The 10,338-nt window shown below is 56.8% G+C and carries 5 protein-coding genes and 1 pseudogene; all 6 read left to right on the forward strand.

Features of this window, described 5'->3' with window-relative positions; translation table 11 throughout:
* Positions 1-353: 353 nt before the first annotated feature.
* A pseudogene (locus P0D96_RS46685) lies at positions 354-587 on the forward strand (transposase); the annotation flags it as partial.
* An 884-nt stretch (positions 588-1,471) separates the two neighbouring features.
* The gene (locus P0D96_RS46690; protein ID WP_408320995.1) at positions 1,472-2,659 is read left to right on the forward strand and encodes a porin; all 1,188 of its coding nucleotides are present in this window, start codon (positions 1,472-1,474) and stop codon (positions 2,657-2,659) included.
* A 921-nt stretch (positions 2,660-3,580) separates the two neighbouring features.
* On the forward strand, positions 3,581-4,447 hold the full coding sequence (locus tag P0D96_RS46695; RefSeq protein ID WP_408320997.1) for an NmrA family NAD(P)-binding protein: 867 nt from the start codon (positions 3,581-3,583) through the stop codon (positions 4,445-4,447).
* Positions 4,448-5,074: 627 nt separating this feature from the next.
* Positions 5,075-6,313: an efflux RND transporter periplasmic adaptor subunit gene (locus P0D96_RS46700; protein ID WP_408320999.1), complete on the forward strand. Its 1,239-nt coding sequence runs from the start codon at positions 5,075-5,077 to the stop codon at positions 6,311-6,313.
* A 22-nt stretch (positions 6,314-6,335) separates the two neighbouring features.
* A complete protein-coding gene (locus P0D96_RS46705; protein WP_256458536.1) occupies positions 6,336-9,521 on the forward strand; it encodes an efflux RND transporter permease subunit in 3,186 nt (1,061 codons plus the stop codon).
* Between the two features lies 1 nt (position 9,522).
* A partial coding sequence (locus tag P0D96_RS46710) for a TolC family protein (protein WP_408321002.1) occupies positions 9,523-10,338 on the forward strand: 816 nt, incomplete at its 3' end.

The following is a 10,338-nucleotide window of genomic DNA, read 5'->3' on the forward strand; positions in this document are numbered from 1 at the left end:
CACTGGGTGAGCAGCTTGGCCTCTTGCCTTGTCAAAAGAACGAAGTAGTGAGCGATTCCGGTTTGGCTAACGCTTGGATTTTGTGGGCCCCAGCGAAGGCTCATGAAGCCCAGCTATGATCGTCTGACGCGTTTGATCGCTGTTTGATCTTTCTTGACAACGTTGGGCCGGCACTTCATCCATAGATGCGGAATGTTGAATATCCTGGAAGATATCAAGCGAAAGGAGCGAATCGTCAGGATAGGTCTACGGGATAGCGGACAAGACAATCTCTTCTACTCGTTCGACCTCAACAACAACGTCCTTCAATCCCACGCGATGAAGGGCATCTACCGCTGCGAGATCTGCGCTAGCATCTCGCACCGTTCTACAGCCTAATGAGGCGCTCATCGATCGACCCAGAACTCACGATTCGCATGTTGATTCGGGGTTGCTGCTTTAGTATCCGATCCGAGCGCCGCCTATGCGAAGAGGTGTACCACAACCTCGCATATCGATGACTCTGCCGTTTGCGTTTGGAGTAAGCCGTGCCGGAACGCTCGACCTTCTCAGAGAACCGGCACGGACACTTCCGCGATAGAGATGTCTCGTCACGTGTTCGAGTGTCGATCGGCCGGCGTGCGACTATCATCGATGAACAAAGATTTCACCGAAGCGAATCCGTCGTCTGACGGTACTCCCGTTTACGAGCGATTCAAGCGGGCAGACAAGGGATGCGGAACGAGATAGCTCTTAGCTAGCTTGCCGATGCCGGCAATATTTTGCCGGTTCTTCCGTCAATTTAGGATGGCCATAATGGCATAGCTGTCATGACAAAATGGCATATATAAGACTATTCGACAAGTTCCGCCGGTCGTGGAGCTTAATTAATGCTATGCATAACGAACAATGTTTCTGATGACATTGCTACTGGTCAGATCGGCTGGTAGAAGTAAGGGGACGTAACGCTCACGCTACCCATCGGAGAGTCTAGTATGGTTTTTCGGGAGCGAACGCTCAATACTACGACCATGTTTGAGGCAGTGGGCAGTAGTGGTGTGCTGCTCCGCTGGCGAACTGCTCAATGTGCCTAAACCCGGCGTCGGGCGCGGAACTACCTGGCTGGAGGCGTCACTTGAAGTCAGGCGGTTTGACCGAAATCAGTGCCCTGCTCCTACTTTCGTGCGAGCACAGACCGCCTCAGCCGCTCTTACGATCAGCGGGTCGATATGTAATTCAGGTTCTCAAGACCAGAAGGTTTGCAGAAAAAGTAGATGCAGGCGCGCTGCTCTGCTCAGCGACGTCAAGCCAATTCCGTTCACATCAAATTTTGACTTATCCGTTGGCCTTGGTCGTGCACATCATTGACCACTTCGGCTCGTGTGCCTGTTAACTTTTTGCGACGGGTTTTTTTTTTCGGTACTGCGCAAGGACGCGTCACGTTACCGTCCATCTTGCAATAACCAAATTATTCATCCACACGGAGAAACAGATGAAACGAACAGCGCTCTCGACACTCTCGCTGACACTTTTGGCTGCCGCAGGCACGGCGCATGCACAAAGCAGCGTCACACTATACGGCACCATCGATACGTCGGTTACCTTCGTTCATAATGCGAATGCTGCCGGCCAAAACCAATGGTCGGTCGGCAACTCGAGTTTCGGGGATCTTTCCGGTAGCCGCTGGGGTCTGAAAGGCCAGGAAGATCTGGGTGGTGGACTGTCTGCCCTCTTTCAGTTGGAAAACGGCTTTAACTCAAGCACGGGGCAGCTTGCGCAGGGCGGTCGCGAGTTCGGTCGTCAGGCATTTGTGGGTTTGACGTCAGGTCAATACGGTACGCTCACGTTGGGTCGCCAATATGACCCGCTCATTGACCTTGTGCAGGGGATCACTGCTGACAACTATTTCGGGAGCGCATTTGCAACTGTAGGTGACGTCGACAACTACGACAACAGTTCCCGTACCAACAACGCAATCAAATACGTGTCGCCGGTGTTTTCGGGCCTGCAGGTCGAGGGAATGTATGCGTTTGGCGGCGTCGCAGGACAGACGGGCTCGGGACAGACCTGGTCGGCCGCCGCGGTGTATAACAACGGCCCGATCTCGGTCGCGGCGGGTTACTTTGTGGCGAACAATCCATCGGTGAACGGCCTCGTGCGCCCATCGACGACAACTGGCTCCGGCTGGGGCGGAACGTCTGACGGCACCTTCGACGGCTCGTTGGTCAACTTGGGCTTCCAGAGCGCGAAGTCCATCAACATTGCCCGTGTCGCGGCGCAGTATGTGGCGGGTCCTTTCACGTTCGGCGCGGGCTACAGCAACGCGCAGTACAAGTCGGACGGACAATCGGCATTCTCGTCGACTGAGAAGTTCAACACAGGGCAGGGTTTCCTCAACTACCAGGCCACCAAGGCAATCCTGCTGGGCGTGGGTTACAGCTATACGAAGTCGAGTGGCGAGACGGCCGCGACCTACCATCAGGTCAGCATTGGCGCGGACTACAACTTGTCCACGCGTACCGACCTATATCTAGTGGGCGCATGGCAACACGCCAGCGGGGAAACGCTTAGCGCAGGTGGCACCGCCGTGGTGGCCGCACAGGCGTCCGTGGGCTCGTACGGCTACGGCGGCACCAACACGCAGGAGCTGGTTAGCGTAGGACTGCGCCATAGGTTCTGATGATGCTTCAACTGCAGCGCTCATAGCGAAATAGCAGCGCGTGACAGATTAAAGCCGGTCGTCAGGATGAGCTGACAACCGGCTTTGTTTTCGTGCGCCCGCAGGGAGCGCCCACGCGGGGACGAAAGTGATCAACATGCCCAACATGCATGTCGCTTGAGACCTCGAATCTGAAGGGGCAGACGCGCTGTCCTAAGGAGCAGATGGTGAATAACCGGTTGCGTAGCGGAGTGAGGAGCCCAATCGAACTAGGTCAACGGCGTCGGAAGCCTAGCCGCGTTGTCGGTTTCGGGTGATGAAATTCCAGCTTTAACTCAGGATACATCTTAAGAAACTCTTCAAGGCGAGGACCGGAGAATAGGTTTGAGGGAAATTCCTCCGCAGTGACGCGCAGGGACCCCAGGACTTGCGTTTTGCCGCTTCCTCAAGTGCAGTTAGCGTCGGAACGATTCGCTCGTACAAGGGCCAGTTATTTTCCGTTAGTGTCTCGGAGTACAGGTGCTCGTGAAGCAGTCCCACGCGAGGTCTCGCGTCCGATCTCGTTATGGGGCAGACGTCGGATGCAAATTGCTAAGCACTTCGCTTGCGGGAGAACATGTCGATTATTGGCCGCTGCTGAAATCGTGCGTAACCCGTTGATCGTTCGCAGGTCAAAGGCTATGTCCCTATATTCCACGTAGGTTGCGCGCTGGCTACGGGCACTAGCTGAGGGCGAGAAAGGTGTGCGCTTCATACTCGCAGAAATCTAATATGGGTATGTGAAACATCAAACTTTCGCCCCGAACAACAAGCGTCGTCGAAGTTCAGCTATGCCATCCCGTTATGGAAGGTATGACGTGATGGTGGTCCTAATCTGATCAAAGAAGAACGAGAATGCTGAAACATTGGGTTTGATGCAGTTCTAGCGACAAGGAGTCCATTATGTTTTCCCTTATTGGAGTCACCGGTCAGGTAGGAGGCGTTACTGCCCGATTGCTTCTCGCAAACGGATGCGACGTTCGCGCCGTCATTCGAAATCCAGACAAGGCGTCGATGTTGCTGGAGCAGGGGTACGAGGTTTCGTTAGCTGATCTGCGCGATACGCAATCGTTGGCGCAGGCGTTCCAGAAAACGGAAGGCGTCTTTGTGATGTTGCCCATGAGCTGTGATCCATCTACGGATTTTTCAGAAGCGCACGAAATTGTTTCGTCTTTGCACGATGCGATCGTAACTGCACAACCTGGCAAGGTCGTCTGCCTGTCGACCATTGGGGCTCAGGTGTTGCAACCTAGCTTGCTCACGCAAGCTCGCTATCTGGAGGAAGCGCTCAGTAAGCTCCCGATGCCGGTCGCGTTCGTGCGTTCTGCATGGTTCATGGAGAACGCCTTATGTGATGTTGAGCCTGCACGTGAAAGCGGGGAGATTCCGTCTTTTCTTCAGCCTGTTGGCCGGATGATTCCCATGGTGGCAACGGCCGACATCGGACGTGTGATTTCAGAGACTCTCATGGAGGAGTGGGACGGTCTTCGAATCATCGAACTCGAAGGTGATAGGCGCATTAGTCCGAATGACATCGCCGAAACCTTTGATCGACTGCTCGGACGCCAGGTCCGGCCGAAGCTTGTCCCCCGGGACGAGTGGGAGGAAACGTTTCGTGCGCAAGGCATGAAGAATCCTGGCCCGCGTATGCAAATGCTCGATGGTTTCAACGAAGGTTGGCTGAAGTTCGAAGGTCGTCGGACTGAAACTCGAATTGGACGCGTGCCTTTAGATGTCGTGCTGCGTGATCTCGTTCGCAACGCGGGCTAAGCTGGACTTCAGTATCTGGCCACTACGCGGTGCGAGCGGTGTTCGAGATCGGGTGGCGAGGCGATCTACGCGCTCCTGCTTAGTGTGTGATGACTCGAATTCTATTCCGCGGCGGATGCCGTGTCGATATTGATGTTCACGATGACAAACGTTGTTGCGTATCGGAAGCGACTCGGTAGTTAGAGACTGTGCAGAAGCATTGAGCAGTTCTCCAGACGACATGGCGACGTAGCTCTCGTGTCGATCATATGTCGTGCAGATCGCTGCGCGAAGTCTCGGCGAGGCTGTGGCGAAACGTGTTTTATCTGCATCCGCTCTAGTTACTTTCTTTTAGTTTCACTTTGATTTCGTGCGAGATCCGGCCCGGTCTTGTTGCGCACATCGACTCAATCATGTCGCAATAGCATCGCAAAGATGCTACCTGTGCTATCGAAAAGGCCGATTAACTAGGCCAGAATGCATGTGAGTTCGTGGTGGCAATCAGTCGTTTTATTCTGCCACGACACCCGGGGATGCTTTACAAGCATTGCGCGCAAGAGGGTGACAGGGTCGGAGCAGGGGGCGTCTTTGGGTCCGAGGCTCAGGCAAACGAAGTAGCGATATTTTCACATCGAAGAGGGTCAAGTAATGTCTCAACCAACGACGCAGTTTTTTAGACGAAAGCGAGTCGCACTCCAGATAATAACGCTGGCGGTAGTCGCGGGCAGCGGTCTGCTACTTAAAACGCATGCATCCGCTTCTTCCGATTCGGTGAACGCCGCGCCCGCACTTCAGGTAACAGTTGTGCAGGCCCGTACGTTTCAGGTGGATGATCGTCAGGTATTCACTGGCAGGTTGCAGGCCGTCGACACGATTGACGTACGACCACGAGTAAGCGGATACGTGGATGAGGTGCTGTTCAAGGAAGGCGCCCGCGTGCACAAGGGCGACGTACTGATCCGGATCGATCCGCGCCCTTACCGCGCCGAGGTAGACCGCCTGACAGCGGAACTCGCACAGGCTCAGGCTGAGGCCGCGCAAGCCCGGTCCAATTCGGAGCGAGGTAGACGATTGCTCACGCAGAGTGCGATTTCGCAGGAAGCGTCGGAACAACTTGACACTGCGGCAAGCACAAGCCGGTCGAAGGCGCTTGCGACCCGCGCGCAACTTGATGCGGCGCAACTGAATCTCAGCTTCACAGAAGTGCGCGCGCCGATCGACGGGAAGGTCAGCTATGCGATGATCACAGCGGGTAACTTGGTCACGCCAGACGCGGTCCTGACCCGCGTCGTCAGCCTCGACCCCATCTACGGATATTTCGACGTCGACGAGCAGAGCTACCTTACTCTCCAACATTTTCGCGACGATGGTCATAGCGTGCCCGAAGTTGCAATGGCGCTCGCGGATGAGCACGACTTCACGCACGTTGGACATCTAGATTTCGTTGACAACCAACTCGACTCAGGCTCGGGAACCATTCGCCTTCGAGCTGTATTTGCAAACGCCCAAGGTGCGTACACGCCAGGACTCTATGCGCAGATCCGCCTTCAGGAAACTCATCCGGTGCCTCGCATCCTCATGAGGGACACGGCAGTGGGAACTGACCTCGGGAATCAGTTTGTGTATGTGGTCGGGCCAGATAGTAAGATCATCTACCGCAAGGTGTCGACAGGCCCAGTCTTTGCCGGCCTGCGCGTCGTCGAAAGTGGTATTCAGCCAGGCGAGCGGGTGGTCGTTGATGGCCTGCAACATGTCCAACCGGGCATGGTGGTGCAGCCAGTCACCGTCTCAATGGATACGGACCTCAACGAACGTCAGAAAGCCGAGCTCGCAAACGTAGCCAAACCGGTCTCCGCATCTGGCGCAACCGCGCTGGCCGCGCGATAACCGCCTCATCGAGACCTTAGCCATGAAAGGCATAGCCAACTATTTTATCGACCGGCCGATCTTCGCTGGTGTTCTGTCGGTTCTGTTCGTGATTGCTGGTGCCATTGCGCTTGTAATGCTGCCCGTTAGCCAGTATCCCGATATCGTGCCGCCGACCGTTGTCGTGCAGGCGAACTACCCTGGGGCAAGTCCTGAGACGATTGCTCAGACGGTGGCCACGCCTCTTGAGGAGCAGATCAACGGTGTTGAGCACATGCTGTACACATCGTCGCAGGCGACGAGTGACGGACGGCTTGCGCTGACAGTTACCTTCGCACTCGGCACCAACCTTGATACGGCGCAGGTCCAAGTGCAGAACCGGGTCGCGCAGGTGTTATCGCGCCTGCCCGATGAGGTTCAGCGACTCGGCGTGACAACCCAGAAGAGTTCACCGGAGGTCACGCTGGTAGTGCATCTGGTGTCGACGAACCATCGCTATGATGGTCTCTATCTCTCGAATTATGCTCGCGCACACATCCGAGATGAATTGTCTCGTCTCGATGGCGTGGGTGACGTGCAGATCTTCGGCGCGGGCGAATACAGCATGCGCGTGTGGCTCGACCCGCAACGCATGGCACAACGCGGACTGACGGCACCTGACGTCATAAAGGCAATTCGGGAACAGAACGTCGAGGTGGCAGCGGGTACCCTCGGCGCTCCCCCGATGCATACAGATGATGCATTTCAACTGAATGTGAATACACAGGGGCGTCTCGTTACCGAAGACCAGTTCCGCCGCATCATCTTGCGCAGCAAAGGCGACACGGGCGTCGTACATCTTGGCGATGTCGCGCGTGTCGAACTCGGCGCGGACCTGTACGCGCAGCGCAGCCTACTGGACAACGATCCAGCTGCTGGTATTGTGCTGTTCCAACGTCCAGGTACCAACGCGATCCAGACGTCGAACGAAGTCGCGGCGACAATGAAACGCCTGAAGGCGAATTTTCCCGAGGGTCTGGATTTTCGAATCGTACGCGACGATACGCAGTTCGAGCGCGCGTCAATCGAAGCGGTCGTTCATACGCTTTTCGAAGCAATTGCGCTTGTGGTGCTGGTCGTGATTCTCTTCCTGCAGACGTGGCGCGCATCGATCATTCCGTTGATTGCGGTGCCCGTGTCGCTGATTGGCACGTTCGCGGTTATGAAAGCAGTTGGCTTCTCGCTCAATACGCTGTCGTTGTTCGGGCTCGTGCTGGCGATCGGAATCGTCGTCGATGATGCGATCGTCGTGGTTGAGAACGTTGAGCGGCACATCGAGTTGGGACAGAGTCCGAAGGAAGCGAGTCGACGCGCGATGCGGGAAGTCACGAGCCCAATCGTTGCTACTGCACTCGTGCTGTGTGCAGTGTTCATACCGGCCGCATTTATCAGTGGGCTCACCGGCCAGTTCTACCGCCAGTTTGCGCTGACGATCGCAATCTCGACAGTGATCTCCGCGTTCAACTCCCTGACGCTGAGTCCGGCGCTTGCCGCACTACTGCTCAAGTCTCACGACGCGCCTAAAGATGCATTGACGATATGGATTGACCGCCTGTTCGGCTGGTTATTCCGACCTTTCAACCGGCTTTTTGTGACTGGTGCGGGTCGTTACGTCGGCGGTGTGGGTCGGGTGCTGGGCCGCTCGTCGGTCGCGCTCGTGGTGTATGGCGGTCTGATTGTGCTCGCGGCGGTCGGTTTTATGCGAGTGCCCACTGGCTTCGTGCCGACGCTCGATAAGCAGCTCATCCTCGCATTTGTCCAGTTACCGAGCGGCGCGTCGCTCGATCGCACAGAAGGCGTCGTGCGCGAGATGAGTGACATCGCAGCCCACCAACCTGGCGTGTGGCGCTCCGCATCATTCCCGGGTCTGTCGATCAATGGCCTCACGAACAGCAGCGATTCAGGTGTGATCTTCCTTCTTCTCAAGCCATTTGAGGAGCGGAGGGATCCGTCGCTGTCGGCCGACGCGATCATCGCTGCACTGAACAAGAAGTATGCGGCTATCCATGGCGCCAGCATTGGCGTCGTACCTGCGCCGCCGGTGGACGGCATGGGCGAGACGGGTGGTTTCCGGATGCAGATTGAAGATCGCGCTGGCTATGGTCCGGTGGAAATGCAACGCCAGCTTGACAAGCTCATTGCGCGTGGCGCGAAAGAGCCAGCATTGAGCCCGCTCTATTCGAGCTTTGATGCACACGTGCCGCAAGTCCGCGTGGACATAGACCGCGAGAAGGCGAAGATTGAAGGTCTCGACATGACGGACGTCGCCGAAACGCTTCAGGCGTTCACGGGCACCTTCTACGTCAACGATTTCAACCGCTTTGGTCGCACGTATCAGGTGAATCTCTCCGCCGAACCGGATTTCAGGCGCACGCTCGAGAACGTCGGGCAACTGAAGGTCCGCAACTCGTCGGGGGCAATGGTGCCACTTGGCTCGTTCGTGTCAGTGCAGCGCACCGTCGGGACGGAGCGTTCGATGCACTACAACGGCTATCCCACAGCAGAAATCAATGGTGGCGCCGCACCGGGTTACAGCACCGGACAGGCACAGGATGCGATGGAGCGCATTGCGCGAGAGAATCTGCCGAGAGGGATGACTTTCGAATGGACTGATCTAACGTACCAGCAGATCCTTGCGGGTAATACGGCCGTACTCGTATTTCCTTTGTCCGTGCTGCTGGTGTTCCTCGTGCTCGCTTCCTTGTATGAGAGTGTTTCGCTCCCGCTGGCCGTCATCCTGATTGTACCGATGGTATTGCTGTCAGCTATTGGCGGCGTGTGGCTCACACACGGCGACAGCAACATATTCACGCAGATCGGTTTGATCGTGTTGGTCGGCCTCGCGTGCAAGAACGCAATTCTTATCGTGGAATTTGCGCGCGACGCACAAGGGCGTGGTATGGACCGCAAGCAGGCAGTGCTTGAAGCTGCGCGCCTACGTCTGCGGCCGATCCTGATGACGTCCGTGGCGTTCATCATGGGCGTTGTTCCACTGGTGTTGGCCCACGGCGCGGGGGCGGAGATGCGACACGCGATCGGTGTGGCTGTATTCGCTGGGATGCTAGGCGTTACGGCGTTCGGACTGGTGTACACACCGCTTTTTTATGTGTTGGTACGCGGGTTCGTGGAACGGCGCGAGGCGCGCCGCAGCAAGGCTATCCAAAGTGCGCCGGTTCTCGGAGAACATTGAAATGAATAGGTTGAATCCTTTCTCGTCTGCGGCAGGAATTCTGCTTGCACTGGCGCTTGCTGGGTGCGTGTCCGTCGGGCCCGACTACCACGCGGCCGCCCCAACGGTACCGAAGCTGCTCAACGTCGATCCCATGCGTGAGAACAACGGGACCTTCCAGGCACAATGGTGGAAACAGTTTGGAGATCCGACGCTCGATGCCCTGATACAGATGGCGGCACTCGATAACCTCGACTTGCGCATTGCACAGGCACGCCTTCGTGAGTCGCGGGCCCTCGTGAGCGGAGCTGAGTCGGCACAGATTCCAACCGTGGCGGCTGGGACGAGCTTCGAGCGCGCCTATGGTCAGTATCCGGGGATAACGACGGACCAGGTGAGGTACGACGTGTATCGCGCAGGGTTCGACGCCAGTTGGGAACTTGACCTATTCGGTGGCATCCGGCGTGAAGTGGAGGCGTCGAAGGCAGAACGCGATGCACAGCAGGCGGCATTGCGTGGCACCCAAGTTTCCGTCATCGGCGAAGTAGCACGCAACTACTTCGTTATGCGCGGTTCACAGGCACGAATCGCTATTGTCGAGAACGACATCGGGACGCTCCGGGAGACCCTGCGCCTCGTGCAGGCACAGGCGAAGGTTGGCACGGGCTCGGAGCAGGATGTCGCAAGCGCGGGTGCACGGTTAAGTGCGGTGGAGGCACAGTTGCCAGACCTCAGGATCGCCGAGCAGACCGCACAGTTCCGGCTTGCGGTGCTGCTTGGCAAGCGACCCGGCGAACTTGGTGTCGATCTGTCGTCGCGCACTTCCGAACCGATCGCC

The sequence above is a fragment of the Paraburkholderia sp. RL17-347-BIC-D genome, from assembly GCF_046027915.1.
Taxonomy (GTDB): domain Bacteria; phylum Pseudomonadota; class Gammaproteobacteria; order Burkholderiales; family Burkholderiaceae; genus Paraburkholderia.